The following is a 19,403-nucleotide window of genomic DNA, read 5'->3' as shown; positions in this document are numbered from 1 at the left end:
TTAGAAAATTTCTCAATTTTCACAAGTTCATAAACATCGAAACAGGGAGTGAGTCAAAGGCTCATTCCCTATTTCAACTACTATTCTAATGTTATGGTTTTACAACTTCTGCTGCTTCCACTTTACCATTATTCATGGTCATCATGTAAGCCGTTTTCACTGTGTTGTGATCTGCATCAAAGCTCGTTTGACCAGTCACACCATCAAAGTCTTTGGTTTTAGCAAGGTTGTCCTTGATTTCACCTGAGTTTTTAGCACCTTTTGCAGCATTGGCTACTAGATAAACTGAGTCATAGGCCAAAGCTGAGAATGTTGAAGGTTCTTCATTGTATTTTGCTCGGTAGGCTTCAAGGAAAGCTTTAGCTTTAGCAGAAACATCAACTGTAGTTGAGAATCCTGAGATGAAGTAAATGTTTGATGCTCTTTCAGCAGTTGCTTGTTGAACAAATTCTTCACCGTTAAAGCCGTCACCACCAACGATAGGTTTATCAATTCCCATACCACGCGCTTGGTTTACGATTTTACCTGCTTCTGTGTAGTAACCTGGAACAACGATAGCGTCAAACTCTTTCCCTTTCATTTTAGTAAGGGCTGCTTGGAAGTCTGTATCCCCTGCTACGAAAGTTTCGTCTGCAACAATTTCACCTTTGTAGGCTTCGCGGAAAGATTTAGCAATACCTTTAGCATAGTCACTAGCATTGTCCGTATAAAGAACAACCTTCTTAGCATTCAATTTGTTTGTCACATAGTTAGAAATAATCTTCCCTTGGAAGCTATCTTGGAAAGTTCCGATAAATAGATATTCTTGACCTTTGGTCAAACCGTCTTGAGTCGCACTTGGTGAAATCAATGGAACCCCTGCTTGAGTAGCGTTGGCTACAGCTGCAGCAGTTGCACCAGATGTCGCAGGTCCTACGATAGCTGTGACTTTTGATTGGGTCACTAGGTTAGTTGTAACAGAGGCAGCCTCAGCAGTTTCAGATTTGTTGTCTTTGTCTACAACTTCGATTTGTTTTCCGTCGATACCACCAGCAGCGTTGATTTCATCAACAGCAAGTTGAGCACCTTTTTGTTCAGAAGTACCATAGGCAGCTACAGCACCTGTTTCTTCAAAGTTAAAACCGATTTTGATAGTCTTTTCGTCTACTGGGTTACCAGTTGTATTTGACGCTCCTGACTTGACCTCTCCACAGGCAGCGAGAAGAGCTACGCTAGCAAGAGCCACAAAAGATAGGGCAAATTTTTTCTTCATTTTTAATCTCCTTATAGTTGTTTCAAAAATAGTATGTTAAGAATATACCGAATTATCAGAAAATTGTCAACACATTTATCTCATTTTTTAAATGATAACGTTTTCCTCGGTGCGATAGAGATTGCCAACAAAGGGAGTTTCTAACTCTTGAATGTGGCAACGTCTTATTTTTTTGATAAATCTTTCCTTACCTAATCTCTCAACTAAGTCATCTAGCTCCTCAGTTGGAACATAGAGCTGCAAGTAACGATGCTTCTTAGAATGGTAACAGATGTCACCGTATTCCTGAAGTTTTTTTGCATCTCGATTATAGTAAAGATAGATGATTAATCCTGAACGATTGACCTTTTCAAACATGGTGAATCCTCTTTCTAAGAAATCTTCTCCTAATTATATCAAAAAAAGCAAACTCCGTCGAGTTTGCTTTCTAGGTTGCTTAGCTCAAAGAATTGTTAGCCATGATTTCATCAATGAAGCCATATTCGAGCGTTTCTTGGGCACTCATCCAGTAATCACGTTCAGCATCCGCGTGAATTTGCTCAACTGATTTACCTGAGTTATCTGCAAGGATTTGCTCCAAAGTCTTACGAGTTTTGAGCAAGTGTTCTGCAGCGATTGCCATATCTGTTTGTTGGGTACCACCACCTGTACCACCCATTGGTTGGTGAATCATGTACTCTGCATTTGGAAGCATGAAGCGTTTGCCTTTTGCTCCACTTGATGCAATAACAGTCCCCATAGATGCAGCCATCCCCATCACGATGGTTTGGACATCTGCCTTGATAAAGTTCATGGTATCAACGATTGCCAAACCAGCCGAAACAGAACCTCCAGGTGTGTTGACATAAAGGTAAATATCTTTTGTGCTGTCTTGAGCATCCAAGAAGAGCAACTGGGCAATAACTGAGTTGGCCATATTATCTTCGACTGGCCCAGTTAGCATGATGATGCGGTCTTTCAGAAGACGAGAGTAAATGTCATAGGAACGTTCTCCACGGCTTGTTTGTTCAATAACTACAGGAATCATTCATTTCTCCTTTTAATGTTGAATTTTCTTAGTCATGCGACTCAATACAGAACTATTATATCTTTTTGGTCAAAAAAGGTCAAATTTTTGCTCTATACTATCGACAGAATCAAAAATTCAACCTCCTCGCGAAATTAGAAACATCCTCCAATTTCATCTTTAAGACTCTATCTGAGTCTTATTTCGTACCGAACAAGCGGTCTCCAGCATCTCCGAGACCTGGAACAATATAGCCATGTTCATTCAAGTGTTCGTCCAGAGCTGCTGTAAAGATTTCGACATCTGGGTGAGCTGCTTGAAGAGCTTTCACTCCTTCTGGAGCAGCTACCAGACAGACAAACTTGATGTTTGATGCCCCACGTTTTTTAAGGGAGTCAACAGCCAAGATTGCTGAGCCACCTGTTGCCAACATTGGATCCACTACAAAGATTTGACGTTGGTCAATATCTTCAGGCAATTTCACCAAGTATTCAACTGGTTGAAGGGTTTCTTCATCACGGTACATACCGATATGTCCAACTTTTGCTGCTGGAACCAAGCTCAAGAGGCCATCTACCATCCCGATACCTGCACGCAAGATTGGGACAATCGCCAATTTTTTACCAGCCAATTGTTTTTGAACGGTCTTTGTGATAGGTGTTTCGATTTCCACATCTTCAAGTGGAAGATCACGAAGTACTTCATATCCCATCAACATTGCAATCTCATCTACTAGCTCACGAAAAGCTTTTGTAGAAGTGTCTGTACGACGCAAGATTGACAACTTGTGTTGAATAAGTGGATGATTAATGACTTCAAGTTTTCCCATTTTCTGAATTCCTTCTTTCAATTTATTCTTCTTATTATATCAAAAAACGGTTTAAAAAGCTTTCTAAACCATTTATTTTTATTAATTTTTAAATCAAATCTGCCTCTTGAAGAGCTGTCTGAACAGTCTCTAATGGTAAATGGGTTAATTCAGTGCCTTTTTCATGATAAAGGTACTGGGCATAGTCATCCATTCGGTACTGGTTGATATAAACCACGCGCTTGCAACCAACTTGTAGCAGTTGTTTGGTGCAGTTCAGACAAGGGAAATGGGTCACATAGGCTGTAAATCCTCTTGGAACCCCTCGTTCAGCCCCTTGCAAGATGGCGTTGACCTCCGCGTGAAGGGTTCGAACACAGTGTCCTTCAATGACCAAACATTCGTGGTCAATACAGTGCTCCGTTCCTGATACGGAACCATTGTAGCCTGTTGAAATGACCTTATTGTCCTTAACTAGGACAGCTCCTACTTTGGCGCGTTTACAAGTGGAACGATTAGCAATCAGTAAGGCCTGGGCTGCAAAGTACTCATCCCAAGCCAGTCTTTTTTCTGTCATAAGTCTTCTCCTTGTCCTCTATTTTTTGAAAAATGGCAAGCGTAAATCTGCAATCTTTTCAGCTGGAACCTTCATGCCATCCTTGATCCATTTGAGCAGAACCGATACGATGGCAGAACTCCAAAAGGAATGAAGGTAGCTGCTGACGCCTTTTGATTTTCCGTGGTATTTTTCCAGAAATTCCTGCATGGCTTGGACGAAAATCTTTTCCAAGTGGTAGTCCAGAGCAAGTTGGATAACCTTGGCTTCTTTCTTGGCTGCTCGAAAAAGGTGAACCCAGACTAGATAAAGGTCTGTTCTGACATCGTAGTGGCTCAATTGTTCCATGATATTATGAACACTGCGTTTAAAAACACTTTCTAAAATTGCTTCTTTAGAATCATAATTGCGATAGAAGGCAGCGCGTGAGACACCCGCCCGCTTGACCAACTCTGAAATACTAATCTTAGCCAAGTCTTTTTTTTCTAAAAGTTGCAAAAGAGCAGTCTCAATCGCTTCTCTGGTCAAGAAATTGGATTCTTGATTTGATTTTCTGAGATTTTCAAGAGATTTTTCAGATATTTTGCGTTCAGACATAACAATTTCTTTCTACTTGTGACAACAGAGAGGTGATACTTTTGTTTCAAGGGCTTTCATGATATAATTGTAAAAAAAGACAGAACCTTTGTCAATGTATAAGTGACAAAGATGGAGAATTTCTATGACTTGGAAGATTGTAGCTGACTCTGGTTGTGATTATCGTCAACTGGCAACTCCTGCTATTGATACTGAATTTGTTAGTGTTCCTTTAACCATTCAAGTAGCTGATCAGGTCTTTATTGATGATGCCAATCTCGACATTGACCACATGATGAAAACCATGTATGCGACTTCTGAGGCTTCAAAATCAGCTTGCCCTAGCCCTGATGATTACTTGCGTGCATTTGAAGGTGCCAAACATATTTTTGTCGTTACTATCACTGGTACTCTTTCAGGTAGTCATAATAGTGCACAACTCGCTAAAAATATCTACCTTGAAGAACACCCTGACACTCAGATTCATGTGATTGATAGTTTATCTGCAGGTGGGGAAGTTGATTTGATTGTCGAAAAAATCAATGACTTGATTGACCAAGGACTTTCTCATGAGAAAATTGTTGAAGCTATCACAGCCTACCAAGAAAAAACAAAATTGCTCTTTGTCCTCGCTAAAGTTGATAACTTGGTAAAAAATGGCCGTTTAAGCAAGCTTATCGGTACAGTCGTTGGTCTTCTCAACATCCGTATGGTTGGGGAAGCAAGTGAAACTGGAACCCTAGAGCTTCTTCAAAAAGCTCGTGGTGCTAAAAAGTCCCTTCAAGCAGCCTATGAAGAACTCATCAAGGCTGGCTATGCTGGTGGTCGTATCGTCATGGCTCATCGCAGCAATGAAAAATTCTGTCAGCAATTGTCAGAACGCTTGCTGGAAACATTCCCACAAGCCAATATCAAAATCGTTCCAACATCTGGCCTCTGTAGTTTTTATGCAGAAGATGGCGGTTTGTTGATGGGGTATGAAATTAACTAAGATTATGAGCCACAAGAGATGCCAAGCATCTCTTGTTTTTTGTGGTACAATAGAGCTATGAAACATTTTGATACTATAGTCATCGGTGGTGGACCTGCTGGCATGATGGCTACCATTTCCAGTAGCTTTTATGGTCAGAAAACTCTTCTCATCGAAAAAAATCGGAAACTTGGCAAAAAATTAGCTGGAACGGGCGGGGGACGTTGCAATGTAACTAACAACGGAAGTCTAGATGACCTACTAGCTGGCATCCCTGGAAATGGACGCTTTCTATACAGTGTCTTTTCCCAGTTTGATAACCATGATATCGTCAACTTTTTTACGGAAAATGGAGTCAAACTTAAGGTCGAGGACCACGGACGCGTCTTTCCTGCCAGTGACAAGTCTCGGACCATTATCGAGGCCTTAGAAAAGAAAATCACTGAACTCGGTGGTCAAGTCGCTACTCAAACAGAGATTGTTTCGGTTAAAAAGGTAGACGACCAGTTTGTCCTGAAGTCCGCGGAACAGACCTTCACTTGTGATAAACTCATAGTCACAACAGGTGGTAAATCTTATCCTTCTACAGGTTCGACCGGATTTGGTCACGAGATTGCCCGTCATTTTAAGCACACCATTACCGAGCTTGAGGCTGCTGAAAGTCCTTTGTTAACAGATTTTCCGCATAAGGCCTTGCAGGGAATTTCCCTAGATGATGTAACCTTAAGTTATGGCAAGCATGTCATCACCCACGACCTGCTCTTTACCCACTTTGGTTTGTCAGGACCTGCTGCCCTACGCATGTCTAGCTTTGTAAAAGGTGGAGAGGTTCTCTCACTCGATGTTTTACCTCAACTTTCTGAGAGCGACTTGTTGGCATTTCTAGAAGAAAATCGGGAAAAATCCTTGAAAAATGCTTTAAAAACCTTGTTACCAGAACGTTTGGCTGAGTTTTTTGTACAAGGATTTCCTGAAAAAGTCAAACAGCTAACTGAAAAAGAACGGGACCAGATTTCCCAATCTATCAAGGCTCTCAAAATTCCTGTCTCTGGTAAAATGTCATTGGCTAAGTCCTTTGTCACCAAAGGAGGCGTCAGTCTTAAGGAAATCAACCCTAAAACCCTTGAAAGTAAGCTGGTACCTGGCCTCCACTTTGCTGGCGAGGTACTGGATATCAATGCCCACACGGGTGGCTTTAATATCACTTCTGCCCTCTGTACCGGCTGGGTGGCAGGCTCAAATCCAATAAGTACCAAATAAGAAAGGAAGTCCTTTGGAACATATTATTTTACTAAGAGGTGTTACTCCTAATGGAAAAAATGCTATCCCGAAAATGTCTTATTTGGTAGATATTTTGACAGAAACTGGGTTTCAACACGTTCGAACCTATATTCAAAGTGGGAATATCATTCTTGAAAGTGACTTAGATTTAGAAGAAATACGAGAACGCGTTCATACTCTGATAAAGGAAAAAATTGGAGCCGACTTAAAAATGGTTATCAAGAATAAGAACGATCTTGAAAAGATTGTTCATGAGAATCCATTTAAAGATGACTATCTTCATGATCGTGTACATGTGATTCTTTATCAGGGATTTATCCAAAGTCTGCCACTAAAAAAATTGAAAGCTGACTACGGTGAGGAAGAAATTTGTGTAGGCGATCACTGTCTCTACCTCTATCTCCCTAGAACTGCAAAACGAAAAAAGCTCAATACCAACTATCTTGAAAAACTTTTTGGCGTGGATTTAACCATGCGAAAGTTAAACGTCGTGGAAAAGTTACTAACAAAATAGGAAAAACAATATGAACAGACGAGAATTAGTCGAATTTGTCAACATGTGCATGATTAAAAACGGAAACAAGGTTCTTGTCCAAGACCGAGTGAGCCCTGACTGGCCTGGAATCACTTTTCCTGGTGGTCATGTAGAGCGTGGGGAATCTTTTACCGATGCAGTTATCAGAGAAGTCAAGGAAGAAACTGGACTAACCATATCCAAACCTCAACTTTGTGGTATCAAAGACTGGTACGACGACGAGGATTATCGGTATGTTGTCCTTTTTTACAAGACAGAACACTTTACTGGTGAACTCCAATCTTCAGACGAAGGGAAAGTCTGGTGGGAGGATTTTGACAATCTATCTCATCTAAAACTTGCAACCGATGATATGTCTGATATGCTTCGTGTGTTTCTAGAAGAAGATCTCAGTGAATTCTTTTACTATAAAGACGGCAACGACTGGCTTTATGAGTTAAAATAAAAGAGCAGAAGAAAATGACCTGAGCTTCAAAAGTTAGATTTTGAAGCTCAGGTCATTTCTTAGTTCTTTTTAATCTGGCAATAAATAAGGTCCGCAACGTAGTCTTTTCTCTCCACACCATTGGCAATAGTTTTTAGATAGGACATTCCAGCCTTCTCCATCACACGGCCTGAAGCTGGGTTAAGACTGGCATAACGTGCTTTAACTTTTTGAAATCCTGCTTGAGTAAAACAGAAGTCTAACACAGCTTTCAAGGCCTCTGTCATCATACCACGGCCCCAATAGGTTTTACCTAAAATATAGCCAATTTCACAACTAAAATCGGGCTCATTCACCTCAACGATGCTGATATCTCCTATCACTTGCTCTGGTTTTTCTTTGAGACAAATCGCCCATTTATAATAGTTAGGATTGTCATAAGAGGCGACCCAATTGCGAATCGAGTTTCGAGTCACGTCAACATTCGGATGAGGATCCCAGGTGACATAGGTCAGATTCTCAGCAGATGAAGCCCAATTTTGAAACATGGCTTCCGCATCATTCTCCACAAATCTTCTTAAAATCAAACGTTCTGTCTGTAACATTTGCGTACCGATTGCTTTCATAATGTTACCTCGCTTTCTAAGCTTAAGGCTCAAGCTAAAAAGGTCCCCCGGATCTTCTTAACTTTCTCATTTCTAGGCTCAGGGTAAAAACCTCCACTGGAGGTTCCTCGTTTCCCCGTTTCTAGACTCGGGCTGAAAACCTCCACTGGAGGTTTTCACTCCCAAAAGTCATCAAAGACAGTAATTGGCAGGTGGCGTTTGTGTTGGCCTTTATGCCACCAGTTTTCGATAGTTGCTTGAGCTTCTGGGCTGACTTGTTTGCCTTCGAGGTAATCATCAATTTCATTGTAAGTGACTCCCAAGGCTACTTCGTCTGCAATACCTGGTTTTTCTTCTTCTAGGTCTGCTGTTGGGATTTTTTCATAAAGTGCTGGGTCTGCACCAAGTTCCCTCAATAGTTGTTTTCCTTGGCGTTTATTGAGGCGGTAAAGAGGGAGAATGTCTGCACCACCATCACCAAACTTAGTAAAGAATCCTGTGATATTTTCCGCAGCATGGTCTGTTCCAATGACCGCTCCGCTATGGGCACCCGCAAGGGCATATTGGGCAATCATACGACTACGAGCTTTAATATTGCCCTTGTTAAAGTCTGAAACAGGACTTCCTGTCGCTTCGACTGCAACTGTCATAGCATCAGCTGATTCCTTGATATTTACAACTAGACTGACATCTGGTTGGATGAAAGCGAGGGCTTTTTGAGCATCTGCTTCATCAGCCTGCACTCCGTATGGCAGGCGGACAGCGATAAATTGGTAGCTGTCATCTCCTGTCTCTGCTCGCATTTCTTCCATCGCTAATTGCGCCAAACGTCCCGCTAAAGTCGAGTCCTGTCCTCCAGAAATTCCCAACACAAAGCTCTTAAGAAATGGATGTTTTTTCAGGTATTTTTTTAAGTAGTCAATGGAACGACGAATTTCCTCCTGGGCGTCAATCACTGGTTTGACCCCTAGTTGCTGGATAATAGTCTCTTGCAAACTCATTCTTCTTCTCCCTCACCAAGAGCTTCCTTACGCATCTTATCAATCAAGTCCATTTTGTCCTGCCAAATATCACGCGCCAAGTCCACTGGGTAATGTTGCGGATTGAGAACCCGTTTATACTCATCCCAAAGCTTGTCAAATTCCTTGCGAGCATAGGCCTGAATCTCAGTCAAACTGGGCAAATTGTAAACCAATTTCCCTTCTTTGAAGATATCCACCAAGAGAGGAACGGCATCAAAATTACGAACGGTCTTTTTGATATAGGTATAAGTTGGATGGAACATCTTGATTTCAGTCATGCTGGCAACGTCAACACCATCATAAGTGATGTAGTCACCTTCTGACTTGCCTTTTTCACGACTGGTAATACGCCATACCTGCTTCTTACCTGGCGTAGATACTTTTTCAGCATTATTGGACAATTTGATGGTATTGCGCATCTGACCATTCTCATCTTCAATAGCCACAATCTTATAAACTGCCCCAAGAGCAGGCTGATCATAGGCTGTAATCAGCTTGGTTCCCACACCCCAGACATCAATCTTGGCCTTTTGCATCTTGAGATTGAGGATAGTATTTTCATCAAGGTCATTGGAAGCATAAATCTTAGCCTCTGTAAATCCAGCCTCGTCCAGTTGCTGACGGACTTTCTTGGAAATGTAGGCAATGTCCCCAGAGTCGATACGCACACCCATAAAGTTAATCTGATCACCCAGCTCACGCGCCACCTGAATGGCAGCTGGCACACCGATTCGCAACGTGTCATAAGTATCTACTAGAAAGACACAGTCACGATGGGTCGCCGCATAAGCCTTGAAGGCTTCATAGTCGTTTCCATAAACTTGTACCAAGGCATGGGCATGAGTCCCCAATACTGGAATACCAAAGAGCTTCCCTGCTCGCACGTTGCTAGTTCCATTGGCACCACCAATCACGGCTGCGCGTGTTCCCCAGATGGCTGCATCCATTTCTTGCGCACGACGTGTCCCGAACTCCATCAGGGGTTCATCTTCGATAACCGAACGAATACGTGCTGCCTTGGTCGCTATCAAGGTTTGAAAGTTAACGATGTTTAAGAGAGCAGTTTCGACCAATTGACATTGGGCTAGAGGGCCTTCTACCTGTACAATCGGTTCATTAGCAAAAACCAAGTCCCCTTCCTGGGCAGAACGAACCGTCAACTCCAACTTGAGATTGCGGAGGTAGTCTAAGAACGCCCCATGATAGCCAAGCGATTCCAAGTAGGCAATATCGCTATCAGAAAAGCGCAAGTCTTTAAGATAATGTACAATTCTTTCCAAACCAGCAAAAACTGCATAGCCGTTCTGAAAAGGTTGCTGGCGGAAATAAACTTCAAAAACCGCCTTCTTATTGTGAATCCCTTGGTCAAAGTAAACTTGCATCATGTTGATTTGGTACAAGTCCGTGTGCAATGTCAAACTATCATCTGGATACATCTGTTTTCCTTCTTCCTTCTTTACAAAGGCATGAACGTATTCTACCACTTTCACACCATCCGATAAATTAGTACTATTATAACACATTTTACCGAGATTGATAAAAAGCTAACAAGCTTTTCTCTATTCTCCAGTTCATCCATATCTTGCTCAAACTTTTTTTGAGCCCATTCGCCATAACTTTTAAGGCCGAGATTGCCGATAAAAACCCATGGAAGGTAAATCAGATAAGTAATGACCCAAGCAGACAAGTATTTAACGTTCAGAGGATTGTGCTGATAAATTTCAATATTGAATTGATAATTCTGGAGCATCAAGATGGCTGTAATTGCAAGAGTCACTACTAAGCATCCCAAAATCGTAAAATGAAAACGACTATAGTAGGTCACTCCAAGATGTCGTGCACGATTAAAAAAGAATAAAATTCCTAACAAAAGGGTAAGCAGAAGAATATCAGAATTAAAAAGAGCAGGTGCTAATACTGCCACCAAATAATTTAGTAGAATGAGCCCGATAAACACATGAAACTCTAAGCAGGCAGAGCCTGCTAACTCATGACAGAAAAAGAAGTTTAGCTTATAATTAAGCTGAACAATGCAAATCCGTGGTCTTTAATAGGGCTTTTCCTAGCCTGTACATAAAACTGGATGAACAAGAGTCATGAGATAACTCGAATATGTCTTGAACGTGAAAATAAAATTACAATTAACCTCTTGTTCTATTGTTCAAATAGTTAACAGGAGGTTTTTATAATGGAAGTCATGATTGAAACATGTTGTGGCATTGATGTTCACCCAACATCCATTGTTTATTGTATTCTAGATGGTCCACTAGATAGCAATAAGCCAAAGAAAATTCAGAAGAAATTTGAGACAACTACTGTAGCTCTTCACAATGCCTTAGATTGGGTGGTAGAAAATCATGTCACACATGTCTTTTTTGAAAGTACTGAGCAATATTGGCTCCCTCTTTTTAATATCTTTTCAGATTCTAATCTAGTATTAGTACTTGCCAATCCTCAACATATCAAGAATGTACCCGGTCGTAAGACAGACAGATGTGAAGGACGCTGAATGGATTGCTCAACTCGGACGTTGTGGACTGATTGAGCCATCTTACATTCCTAGCTCTGAAGTGATGCAGTTACGTTTACTCACTCGTAGACTACGTTCTTATAAACAATGTCAAACTCAAGTCAAAAATGAAATTCACAATCTCTTACAACAGGTCAATATCAAGCTAACCAGTTATCTTTCTGATATTTTTCTAAGACGGGGCAAGCACTTTTAAAATTATTCATTGACAGAGAAACAGTTGATGTAGAATCTGTTACTCCTTGTATCCATAAACGAGTGAAAGCAAGTCCAGAAGAACTCGTTGAAGCGATGAAAGGAAAGTTGTCACTAGAAGACCGCTTCCTCTTAGAGCAAAGCTTAGAGGAATGTCGGATGTATCAGGAACTCATTGAAAACTTGGCCGATAAGATTCAACACTACATCGAAAAGGAGTCCCCCTGAGGAAAATAGGATGCTTCAAACTATTCCTGGTGTGAACGAAAACTGTGCTGAACTATTTTAGCTGAGATTGGACCAACTGTTACAGCCTTTCCATCCGATGCACACTTAGCATCATGGACTGGACTCTGCCCAGGGTCTTATGAAAGTGCTGGCATTAAAAAATCCTCACACATCACGCAAGGAAATCGATATATCAAACAGGCTTTGACCACGTCGGGATTGATCGCAGCACATTCTAAGGATCCAGCTTTTTCTTCTTGTTACAATCGAATTTCCCAAAGAAAACAGATATAGCCACTATCTCTGATGAGACTTTGAACAAGGCCTTATATGATATCAATCACAGACCGCGAAAATGTTTAGCTTACAGAACTGCTTATGAGGCTCTAGTGGATGAGTTAGAGTAAATGTTGCACTTATTCTTACAATTTATCAAACAAAAAGGGAGCCCAAGGCTCTCTTAAACTTATTTTTTTACATAGGAGAAAGGAATCTCACTACCACAAAGCCAGTTATATACTTGGTCATTGACAAAGACATTCATGGCTTCGTGGGCATACTCAGGCATGATACGATAGGCCTTGTCACAAGTCAAACGGTTGTAAATCGCGAACTGGGTAATAGGATAGCAAACATCGTCATCCAAGCCCGTGATCATCTTGACCTCACCTTGAATGCGATGGGCAAGATTTTTCACATCGATATAGGCAAGGGTCGCCATGACTTCCTCCTCAGTTTCATGGAAGGGATCGTGAAACTTGAAGTAACGGAAAAGTTCGTCATAGGCTTCACTGGTATTGCCAATCTCAAGCACTCGTCTAAAGTCTGACAAGAAAGGATAGATGGCAACTGTTCGCTGAATCCGAGGATTGAGCGCTGATGCAACCAGAGCTAAAGCTCCTCCTTGTGAGGCACCATAGCTAGAAAGTCGCTTCTCATCCACCTGAGGCAGACTAGCAACAATTTCGATCAACTGGTAAATATCTAGATAGACATCCTTATAAAAGAGCTGATTCCGACCTTCAACAGCACCACGAATAATATGTCCCTTAACTGTATTTCCTAGTGGAGAGCGCAAGCCGTCTTGCGAATAGCCCGACTGCCCCCGCACATCCATGGAAACTACACCGTAACCAGCCACAGTATAAGCCAACATGTCAACCCAGTCCCAACCACGTCCCATATAACCATGGAAATGGAAGATTAGCGGAACTTTCTCCTCAGTCTTTGGAAGGACGATGCGTGCATAGACTTTTCCTTCATTAGTTCCCTCAAATGTTAGCTCATAGCACTTGACTTGTGGAATGTGGAAATCTCTTTCCTCCAACTGGTAGGCTGGAAGAGTGGAAACTTTTTTTAATTCCTCATCCCAGAAAGCATCAAAGTCTTCTGGAACCTCATCCCTTCCTAGATAGGTCTTGATTTCTTCTAACAAAGCTGGATGTTTCATAGCATGCTCCTTTTATTTTGTAATCGCTATCATAACTCTAGCATATCTAGGAAAGCAATGCAAGAAAGAATGGCAAATAGAAAGTGATTTTAGATTCTCTAACTTCAAATCTATCATCTGAAAGTAGTTTTAAAAATAAAAAGAGCGTTTCCGCTCTTTATCTATCAATAGGTGCTAGCTTCTTTCTCTAGTTTGACGGTTTGGAATTTCTTTTGGTAGGTTACTTTAATAGTCATGTGAGAGTCCTCGTTTCTTTTTGATGACTCTATTATAAGACCCAAACCTAAAAGCTAGCTTATAAATTTCTTAGAAAAGGCTTAATCCAGATGTTCTCTCTTCTCCAAATGAAGGGCAATCATGCGCCATTCCGGATCCTCTCGCCAACCTTCTATAGAACTAATGTAGCTGGCAACCTTTCTGGCTTCTTCTAAAATCGGAAAATCTTCGATAATATCCGCCACTTGAAACTCTGGAAGTCCTGACTGTCTGGTTCCAAAAATCTCACCAGAACCACGCATTTTCAAATCCTCCTCCGCAAGGACAAATCCATTGGTGGTTTCTGTCATGATGCGCATACGGTTTTTCCCTGACTCGGTCTTGGGATTAGCAACGAGAACAGCATAGGACTGCTTGTCCCCCCGACCGACACGACCTCTGAGCTGGTGAAGCTGGCTGAGACCGAACCGATCGGCATCCATGATAATCATGACGGTCGCATTGGGAACATTGACCCCAACCTCGATAACCGTCGTCGAAACCAGAATATCCGTTTTTCTCTCTTTAAAATCCTGCATGATCTGGTCTTTTTCGTCACTCTTCATCTTACCATGTAGCAGAGCAACCTCTGCCTTTCCTGCAAAATGAGCTGTCAACTCCTCAGATAAGGCAATGGCATTTTTCAGATCCAGAGCTTCAGATTCTTCAATCAAGGGAGAGATGACGTAGGCTTGCGAACCTTTTTGAATTTCTCCCTCTAACCAAGTCAAGACCTGAGGCAGCTGCTCATGCTTAATCCAGCGCGTCACAATAGGCTTCCGACCTGCTGGCATCTGATCAATAATGGAAACATCCATATCGCCAAAGGCTGTGATAGCCAAGGTTCGTGGAATGGGCGTCGCCGTCATCATGAGAACGTCAGGATTGTCCCCTTTTTCCCGTAAAATACGTCTTTGCCCTACGCCAAAACGGTGCTGCTCATCGATGATAATCAAACCAAGGCGAGCATAATCCACCCCGTCCTGAATCAGAGCATGAGTCCCGATAATAAAGTCGGCCTCACCCTTGACAATAGTCTCCAAGACTTCTCTTTTTTCTGCAGCTTTTAGGGAACCTGTCAAGAGAGCGAGTTTCAAGTCTGGAAAGAGACTCTGTAGACTTTCAAAGTGTTGCTCAGCTAGGATTTCGGTCGGTACCATGAGGGCCGCTTGGTAGCCAGCCGTCACTGCAGCAAACATGGCCAAGCCAGCGACTACCGTTTTCCCGCTCCCTACATCTCCTTGCAGGAGACGATTCATGTGGTGGTCGGACTTCATGTCGGCCAAAATTTCCTGCAAACTCTTTTCTTGAGCTGGGGTCAGGGCAAAAGGCAGATTTTCTTTAGCAGCTGTCACCTTTTCCTTAGACCAATTCAGAATCAGACCGCTTCCCTGAACTCTATTTTCAGACTTGAGCGTCTGCAACTGCATTTGGAAGTAAAAGAGTTCCTCAAACTTGATCCGACGAAGTGCCTGCTTGTATTCTGCTAGATCCTTAGGAAAATGCATGGCACGAACGGCCTGACAACGGGACATGAGTTTGTATTTGTCCAGCAAAGACTGGGGAAGATTTTCCTCTATCAAGAGGTCCAACCCCTGATCAAAGGCTGTCTTAATGACCTTGACCAGCCCTGACTGACTGATTCCCTGAGCCAGACGATAGACAGGCTGGAGGTCATCTTCCACCTGAGCTAGAACCTTCATCCCAGTCAGACTAGCCTTGGCACGATCCCATTTCCCAAAAACGGCAAGGGTTGCTCCCAACTCTATCTTATCAGCTAGATAGGGTTGGTTAAAGAAATTCACCGCAAAAACGACTTCTCCCTGCTTGAGGCTAAAGCGCAGACGATTGCGCTTAAAACCATAATACTGGACACTGGCAGGAGTCACGACTTGACCAGATAGGACTGCCTTCTCCCCGTCTTCTAGTTCCAATACTTGCTTGGTCTTGAAGTCTTCATAGCGGAAAGGAAAGTAGAGCAAGAGATCTTGCAAGTTTTCAATTCCTAGTTTGGCGTACTTCTCTGCTGACTTTGGCCCCACACCAGGCAAGACATGCAAGGGTTGATGTAGATTCATGCTCCCCCTCCTTTCTTTGTTTTAATAATACTCTCTCGGAATACGATCACTGAGGAGGCAAACCACCTCATAGTTAATAGTCCCACGGTAGGTCGCTACCTGAGTAGCTGTGATTCCCTTGTCACCGTTGGTGCCGATCAGGGTGACTTTTGTTCCCAAAGGATAAACCTTAGGCAAACGAATGGTGATTTGATCCATAGAAACCCGTCCGACAATTGGGCAAGCTTGGCCATCTACCAAGACGAAGAAATTCTGCATGTCTCGTGTCCAACCATCCGCATAGCCGATTGATACCGTCGCAATGACTTGCTCGCTATCCGCCTGATAGGTCGCCCCATAGCCCATGCAAGCTCCAGCTGGAACCGTCTTGACATGGACCAGAGCAGACTCCAAGGTCAAGGCTGGTGTCAGGTCATAAGGCAAGTCCAAGACCTCTCCGCTGGGATTCAAGCCATACATGGCGTCTCCCATACGGACTGCATTGAAAATAGTCTCTGCATGCCAAAGAGTCGTGGCAGAATTGCTGGCATGGATCAGCTCTGGCACTTCCTTCATACTTGACAGAATGGTTTTAAATCGTTCCAACTGGGCATTAAAGTAAGTATCTGATGCTTCATCTGCAGTCGCAAAGTGAGTAAAGATTCCTTCAACGCGAGCGCCATATTGTTGGAGCAAATCTTGAGCCTGCTCAGCCTCACTGGCATCTCGGAAACCAATTCGTCCCATTCCTGAGTCAATCTTGAGGTGGACAGTCAAGCCAGCTAAATCTGCTTCCTTGTCTAACAGTGCTTGAATCCATTCCAGTCCAGCCACTGTCAAGGTGATGTCGTATTCTTTAGCTAAAGCAACAGCTTCTAGCTCAGAAACTCCTAAGATGAGGATTTTCTTATTTATACCTGCTTGACGCAACTCGATAGCTTCATCGATATTGGAAACACAAAAACCGTCGACATCATCTTGAATCGCCTTGGCAACGGCAACAGCTCCATGACCATAAGCATTGGCCTTGACCACTGCCCACTTGAGCGTTCCTTCAGGGATATGAGCCCCCATTTGTTGAATATTTTGTCGAATGGCTCCCAGATGAATCAGAGCCTTGGTTGGTCTATGTGGACTAGCTTTCATGATTTTCCTCCAAAATGACACTGGCTGTCACAAACTGATCTGTATGGCTGATAGATAGCCAAATTTTTCCTGAAAATGGGGACTGACTAAAATAAGGTGCCCCGCGTTCATTATTCAAAACTTCCAAATCCTGAAAGGTCAGTTTGCCAATTCCTGTTCCCATAGCCTTGGAAAAGGCCTCCTTAGCCGACCAGCGGCCTGCCAAGTATTCAATCTGTCTGCGCCCTTTGAGACTGGCAAAACGCTCCATTTCTTTAGGGGTCAGCACGCGCTTGGCAAAGCCCTCACGTCGTGTAACTGCGTTTTCTATCGAAGCCAATTCTTCGATGTCAATTCCGTGTCCAACTATCATACTCATAAAAGGAGTTGAGATTCCCCCAACTCCATCCTTTTCACTTATTTTGTTAAGGTAGTATAAATTTCTTTTACCAAGGCTACTGTATTCTCCCAACCTAGACAAGGGTCAGTTATGGAGCAACCAAAAACCTCTGGTTGATTTTGGCGACCGTCTGCTAGGTAAGATTCGATCATAAAGCCTCGAACCGTCTTTTTAATCTTTTCATTCCAATCACGATTTAGCAAGGCTTGACGAACAATGCGAATTTGTTCCATATACTGCTTGCCAGAATTGTCATGATTGGTATCGATGATAATGAAGGGATTTTCAAGTCCCATAGTCTCATAGCGATTGATGGCATTTAAGAGGGTTTCATAGTAGAAGTTGGGTTCATTTTTACCATATTCGTTCATGGCGCCACGAAGGATAACGTGGGCCAAAGGATTTCCTGAAGTTTCTACTTCTTGGCCATGGTAAAGGAAGGTTTGCTTGTTTTGAGCCGCATAGATGGCATTAAACATGACCCCAAGGTTCCCAGATGTTGGATTTTTCATTCCAACTGGAGCATCAATCCCAGAGGCTACAAAGCGGTGTTCCTGGTCTTCCACTGAACGAGCCCCTACAGCATGGTAGCTGACCAGGTCATCAACCAAAGCGAGATTTGACGGATAGAGCATCTCATCAGCCGTCGTCAAGCCCGTTTCGGTAATCACACGGTAGTGGAGCTGACGAACAGCCTGCAAACCATTGATGAGACTAGGCGCTTCGCTGGTATTTGGTTGATGAATCATGCCTTTATAGCCATCTCCATTAGTACGAGGTTTAGCCGTATAGACACGCATCACAATAAAGATTTTATCCGCAACTTTTTTCTGCAAGTCTGCTAAACGACGAGCATATTCCAACACAGCCTCTTCATTGTCAGAAGAGCAAGGCCCCATCACCAAAAGAATTCGGTCGTCCTCACCTGAGATAATGGCTGCCAACTCTCGATCACGGGCTTCTTTCTTTCGCAAGGCTTCAGGTGACAACTGGGTCGCAGCCTTGATTGCTTCAATATCTATTTCTTGACCTTTTTCGATAAATGCCATCTTACTCTCCTAGCGTTTGGTAAATTTCGCGAACAAGTGCTTCTGTGTTGTCCCATCCGAGACACGGATCTGTAATGGACTTCCCAAAAACTTCTGGCTCATTTTGACGTCCATCTTCTAGATAGGACTCAATCATAAAACCACGAACATATTTCTTGATCTTCTCATTCCAGTCACGGTTAATCAAGGTCTGACGAACGATACGGATTTGTTCCATGTACTGCTTGCCCGAATTGTCATGATTGGTATCGATGATAATAAAGGGATTTTCCAAGCCCATCTTTTCATACTGGGCAATGGTATCTATCAAATTGTCATAGTAGTAGTTAGGAATATTCTTACCATATTCATTCAAGGCTCCGCGAAGAATGGCGTGGGACAAAGGATTCCCTGTTGTTTCCACCTCTTTACCGAGGAAAAGGAAACTCTGTTTATTTTGCGCTGCGTAAATCCCGTTAAACATAACATTGAGATTTCCAGATGTTGGATTTTTAAATCCTGTTGAGAAATCTGCTCCACTCGCTACAAAACGGTGCTGTTGATCCTCTACAGAACGAGCTCCAACAGCCATATAAGAAATCAAATCATCCACCAGCGGAAGATTTTCAGGATAAAGCATCTCATCAGCTGTTGTCATGCCTGTCTCGGTAATCACACGGTAGTGTAGCTGACGAACAGCCTTGATCCCATTGATCAAGCTAGGAGCTTCTGTCGCATTTGGTTGATGAATCAAGCCCTTATAGCCATCTCCATTGGTACGAGGTTTAGCTGTATAGACACGCATGACCATAAAAATACGGTCTTTGACCTCTTCTTGCAAAGCAGACAAGCGCTTAGCATACTCGAGAACCGCCTCTTCGTTATCAGATGAACATGGTCCAATCACCAAGAGAATACGCTGGTCTTCCCCACGGATGATGGCTTCCAATTCCTGATCACGTTGGTTTTTTCTTGCAAGAGCCGCTCCCTCTAATTTAGACAAGGCGCGAACTTCTTCAATGTTAATTTTAGGACTTTTAGCTGTAAATACCATGATTCATCTCCTTATAAAGCAAACGGACACCAAGCAAAAATGTATT

At 42.7% G+C, this 19,403-nt stretch carries 23 protein-coding genes and 2 pseudogenes; 9 read left to right on the top strand and 16 right to left on the bottom strand.

The annotated features are described in order from the left end of the window. Positions 1-91 precede the first annotated feature (91 nt). The 6 genes from BLS46_RS07280 to BLS46_RS07255 all read right to left on the bottom strand — a co-directional run bounded on the left by BLS46_RS07280 (position 92) and on the right by BLS46_RS07255 (position 4,219). Complete coding sequence (locus BLS46_RS07280; RefSeq protein WP_000726138.1) at positions 92-1,252, bottom strand: ABC transporter substrate-binding protein; 1,161 nt, start codon at positions 1,250-1,252, stop codon at positions 92-94. An 87-nt stretch (positions 1,253-1,339) separates the two neighbouring features. Continuing rightward, on the bottom strand, positions 1,340-1,609 hold the full coding sequence (locus tag BLS46_RS07275) for a YlbG family protein (RefSeq protein WP_093586633.1): 270 nt from the start codon (positions 1,607-1,609) through the stop codon (positions 1,340-1,342). A gap of 79 nt (positions 1,610-1,688) precedes the next feature. After that, a complete protein-coding gene (gene clpP, locus BLS46_RS07270; RefSeq protein WP_000613467.1) occupies positions 1,689-2,279 on the bottom strand; it encodes an ATP-dependent Clp protease proteolytic subunit ClpP in 591 nt (196 codons plus the stop codon). 178 nt (positions 2,280-2,457) lie between these two features. After that, positions 2,458-3,087 (bottom strand): uracil phosphoribosyltransferase, encoded by a 630-nt coding sequence (gene upp / locus BLS46_RS07265; RefSeq protein WP_084926127.1) that lies wholly within the window; start codon positions 3,085-3,087, stop codon positions 2,458-2,460. An 88-nt stretch (positions 3,088-3,175) separates the two neighbouring features. Continuing rightward, a complete protein-coding gene (locus BLS46_RS07260; protein ID WP_000136990.1) occupies positions 3,176-3,643 on the bottom strand; it encodes a deoxycytidylate deaminase in 468 nt (155 codons plus the stop codon). 18 nt (positions 3,644-3,661) lie between these two features. Then, entirely contained in the window at positions 3,662-4,219 is a 558-nt protein-coding gene (locus BLS46_RS07255; RefSeq protein ID WP_093586631.1) for a TetR/AcrR family transcriptional regulator, read from the bottom strand. A 124-nt stretch (positions 4,220-4,343) separates the two neighbouring features. Here BLS46_RS07255 and BLS46_RS07250 point away from each other — a divergent pair, with 124 nt between their 5' ends. The 4 genes from BLS46_RS07250 to BLS46_RS07235 are packed head-to-tail and all read left to right on the top strand — an operon-like array spanning position 4,344 to position 7,429. Continuing rightward, positions 4,344-5,189 carry a DegV family protein gene (locus BLS46_RS07250; RefSeq protein ID WP_093586629.1) on the top strand — a complete coding sequence of 282 codons (846 nt, stop codon included), beginning with the start codon at positions 4,344-4,346 and terminating at the stop codon, positions 5,187-5,189. 57 nt (positions 5,190-5,246) lie between these two features. Continuing rightward, positions 5,247-6,428 (top strand): aminoacetone oxidase, encoded by a 1,182-nt coding sequence (locus BLS46_RS07245; RefSeq protein ID WP_093586657.1) that lies wholly within the window; start codon positions 5,247-5,249, stop codon positions 6,426-6,428. 13 nt (positions 6,429-6,441) lie between these two features. Then, on the top strand, positions 6,442-6,963 hold the full coding sequence (locus BLS46_RS07240; RefSeq protein ID WP_093586627.1) for a DUF1697 domain-containing protein: 522 nt from the start codon (positions 6,442-6,444) through the stop codon (positions 6,961-6,963). A gap of 10 nt (positions 6,964-6,973) precedes the next feature. Then, the gene (locus tag BLS46_RS07235) at positions 6,974-7,429 is read left to right on the top strand and encodes an 8-oxo-dGTP diphosphatase (RefSeq protein ID WP_093586625.1); all 456 of its coding nucleotides are present in this window, start codon (positions 6,974-6,976) and stop codon (positions 7,427-7,429) included. A gap of 59 nt (positions 7,430-7,488) precedes the next feature. Here BLS46_RS07235 and BLS46_RS07230 read toward each other — a convergent pair whose 3' ends face one another. The 4 genes and pseudogenes from BLS46_RS07230 to BLS46_RS07215 all read right to left on the bottom strand — a co-directional run. Further along, a complete protein-coding gene (locus tag BLS46_RS07230; protein ID WP_093586623.1) occupies positions 7,489-8,034 on the bottom strand; it encodes a GNAT family N-acetyltransferase in 546 nt (181 codons plus the stop codon). Positions 8,035-8,189: 155 nt separating this feature from the next. Continuing rightward, positions 8,190-9,014 (bottom strand): ammonia-dependent NAD(+) synthetase, encoded by an 825-nt coding sequence (gene nadE / locus BLS46_RS07225; RefSeq protein WP_093586621.1) that lies wholly within the window; start codon positions 9,012-9,014, stop codon positions 8,190-8,192. Then, a complete protein-coding gene (locus tag BLS46_RS07220; RefSeq protein ID WP_093586619.1) occupies positions 9,011-10,471 on the bottom strand; it encodes a nicotinate phosphoribosyltransferase in 1,461 nt (486 codons plus the stop codon). Before BLS46_RS07220 ends, nadE begins: the two co-directional genes overlap by 4 nt. Before the next feature lie 119 nt (positions 10,472-10,590). Then, positions 10,591-10,992: pseudogene (locus tag BLS46_RS07215) on the bottom strand (DUF6773 family protein); the annotation flags it as partial. A gap of 231 nt (positions 10,993-11,223) precedes the next feature. Here BLS46_RS07215 and BLS46_RS07210 point away from each other — a divergent pair. From BLS46_RS07210 to BLS46_RS10040, 5 genes and pseudogenes are all read left to right on the top strand, one after another. Beyond that, positions 11,224-11,544 (top strand): IS110 family transposase, encoded by a 321-nt coding sequence (locus BLS46_RS07210; RefSeq protein ID WP_093586617.1) that lies wholly within the window; start codon positions 11,224-11,226, stop codon positions 11,542-11,544. Continuing rightward, positions 11,531-11,761, top strand: a complete 231-nt coding sequence (locus BLS46_RS10050) for an IS110 family transposase (RefSeq protein ID WP_257367121.1) — start codon at positions 11,531-11,533, stop codon at positions 11,759-11,761. Before BLS46_RS07210 ends, BLS46_RS10050 begins: the two co-directional genes overlap by 14 nt. 62 nt (positions 11,762-11,823) lie before the next feature. Further along, on the top strand, positions 11,824-11,988 hold the full coding sequence (locus BLS46_RS10045; protein ID WP_257367119.1) for a hypothetical protein: 165 nt from the start codon (positions 11,824-11,826) through the stop codon (positions 11,986-11,988). Between the two features lie 54 nt (positions 11,989-12,042). Continuing rightward, the gene (locus BLS46_RS10125) at positions 12,043-12,282 is read left to right on the top strand and encodes a transposase (RefSeq protein ID WP_093586615.1); all 240 of its coding nucleotides are present in this window, start codon (positions 12,043-12,045) and stop codon (positions 12,280-12,282) included. Further along, a pseudogene (locus BLS46_RS10040) lies at positions 12,246-12,395 on the top strand (IS30 family transposase); the annotation flags it as partial. The gene BLS46_RS10125 and the pseudogene BLS46_RS10040, both read left to right, overlap by 37 nt. A 59-nt stretch (positions 12,396-12,454) precedes the next feature. Here the strand turns inward: BLS46_RS10040 and BLS46_RS07195 are convergent. From BLS46_RS07195 to BLS46_RS07165, 6 genes are all read right to left on the bottom strand, one after another. Next, positions 12,455-13,438, bottom strand: coding sequence for an acetylxylan esterase (locus BLS46_RS07195; RefSeq protein ID WP_093586613.1), 984 nt, complete (start codon positions 13,436-13,438; stop codon positions 12,455-12,457). A 317-nt stretch (positions 13,439-13,755) separates the two neighbouring features. Further along, the gene (gene recG, locus BLS46_RS07185) at positions 13,756-15,771 is read right to left on the bottom strand and encodes an ATP-dependent DNA helicase RecG (protein WP_093586609.1); all 2,016 of its coding nucleotides are present in this window, start codon (positions 15,769-15,771) and stop codon (positions 13,756-13,758) included. 21 nt (positions 15,772-15,792) lie between these two features. Next, positions 15,793-16,896 carry an alanine racemase gene (gene alr, locus BLS46_RS07180; protein WP_093586607.1) on the bottom strand — a complete coding sequence of 368 codons (1,104 nt, stop codon included), beginning with the start codon at positions 16,894-16,896 and terminating at the stop codon, positions 15,793-15,795. Further along, complete coding sequence (acpS, locus tag BLS46_RS07175) at positions 16,886-17,248, bottom strand: holo-ACP synthase (protein ID WP_057489321.1); 363 nt, start codon at positions 17,246-17,248, stop codon at positions 16,886-16,888. The genes alr and acpS overlap by 11 nt, the downstream gene beginning before the upstream one ends. Positions 17,249-17,292: 44 nt before the next feature. After that, entirely contained in the window at positions 17,293-18,324 is a 1,032-nt protein-coding gene (locus BLS46_RS07170; RefSeq protein ID WP_093586605.1) for a 3-deoxy-7-phosphoheptulonate synthase, read from the bottom strand. Between the two features lies 1 nt (position 18,325). Next, positions 18,326-19,357 carry a 3-deoxy-7-phosphoheptulonate synthase gene (locus tag BLS46_RS07165; RefSeq protein WP_093586603.1) on the bottom strand — a complete coding sequence of 344 codons (1,032 nt, stop codon included), beginning with the start codon at positions 19,355-19,357 and terminating at the stop codon, positions 18,326-18,328. Positions 19,358-19,403: the final 46 nt, after the last annotated feature.

Source organism: Streptococcus sp. NLAE-zl-C503 (genome assembly GCF_900104285.1).
GTDB lineage: Bacteria > Bacillota > Bacilli > Lactobacillales > Streptococcaceae > Streptococcus.
Note: the sequence above shows the minus strand (reverse complement) of the source record. Positions and strands in the feature narration are given on the sequence as shown.

Coding starts and splice junctions, on each gene's coding strand:
- BLS46_RS07250 (WP_093586629.1), top strand. CDS start 4,344: ATGACTTGGAAGATTGTAGCTGACTCTGGTTGTGATTATCGTCAACTG.
- alr (WP_093586607.1), bottom strand. CDS start 16,896: ATGAAAGCTAGTCCACATAGACCAACCAAGGCTCTGATTCATCTGGGA.
- BLS46_RS07195 (WP_093586613.1), bottom strand. CDS start 13,438: ATGAAACATCCAGCTTTGTTAGAAGAAATCAAGACCTATCTAGGAAGG.
- BLS46_RS07245 (WP_093586657.1), top strand. CDS start 5,247: ATGAAACATTTTGATACTATAGTCATCGGTGGTGGACCTGCTGGCATG.
- BLS46_RS07230 (WP_093586623.1), bottom strand. CDS start 8,034: ATGAAAGCAATCGGTACGCAAATGTTACAGACAGAACGTTTGATTTTA.
- upp (WP_084926127.1), bottom strand. CDS start 3,087: ATGGGAAAACTTGAAGTCATTAATCATCCACTTATTCAACACAAGTTG.
- BLS46_RS07210 (WP_093586617.1), top strand. CDS start 11,224: ATGGAAGTCATGATTGAAACATGTTGTGGCATTGATGTTCACCCAACA.
- BLS46_RS07280 (WP_000726138.1), bottom strand. CDS start 1,252: ATGAAGAAAAAATTTGCCCTATCTTTTGTGGCTCTTGCTAGCGTAGCT.
- recG (WP_093586609.1), bottom strand. CDS start 15,771: ATGAATCTACATCAACCCTTGCATGTCTTGCCTGGTGTGGGGCCAAAG.
- nadE (WP_093586621.1), bottom strand. CDS start 9,014: ATGAGTTTGCAAGAGACTATTATCCAGCAACTAGGGGTCAAACCAGTG.
- BLS46_RS07220 (WP_093586619.1), bottom strand. CDS start 10,471: ATGTATCCAGATGATAGTTTGACATTGCACACGGACTTGTACCAAATC.
- BLS46_RS07170 (WP_093586605.1), bottom strand. CDS start 18,324: ATGGCATTTATCGAAAAAGGTCAAGAAATAGATATTGAAGCAATCAAG.
- BLS46_RS07255 (WP_093586631.1), bottom strand. CDS start 4,219: ATGTCTGAACGCAAAATATCTGAAAAATCTCTTGAAAATCTCAGAAAA.
- BLS46_RS07260 (WP_000136990.1), bottom strand. CDS start 3,643: ATGACAGAAAAAAGACTGGCTTGGGATGAGTACTTTGCAGCCCAGGCC.
- acpS (WP_057489321.1), bottom strand. CDS start 17,248: ATGATAGTTGGACACGGAATTGACATCGAAGAATTGGCTTCGATAGAA.
- BLS46_RS07165 (WP_093586603.1), bottom strand. CDS start 19,357: ATGGTATTTACAGCTAAAAGTCCTAAAATTAACATTGAAGAAGTTCGC.
- BLS46_RS07275 (WP_093586633.1), bottom strand. CDS start 1,609: ATGTTTGAAAAGGTCAATCGTTCAGGATTAATCATCTATCTTTACTAT.
- BLS46_RS07235 (WP_093586625.1), top strand. CDS start 6,974: ATGAACAGACGAGAATTAGTCGAATTTGTCAACATGTGCATGATTAAA.
- clpP (WP_000613467.1), bottom strand. CDS start 2,279: ATGATTCCTGTAGTTATTGAACAAACAAGCCGTGGAGAACGTTCCTAT.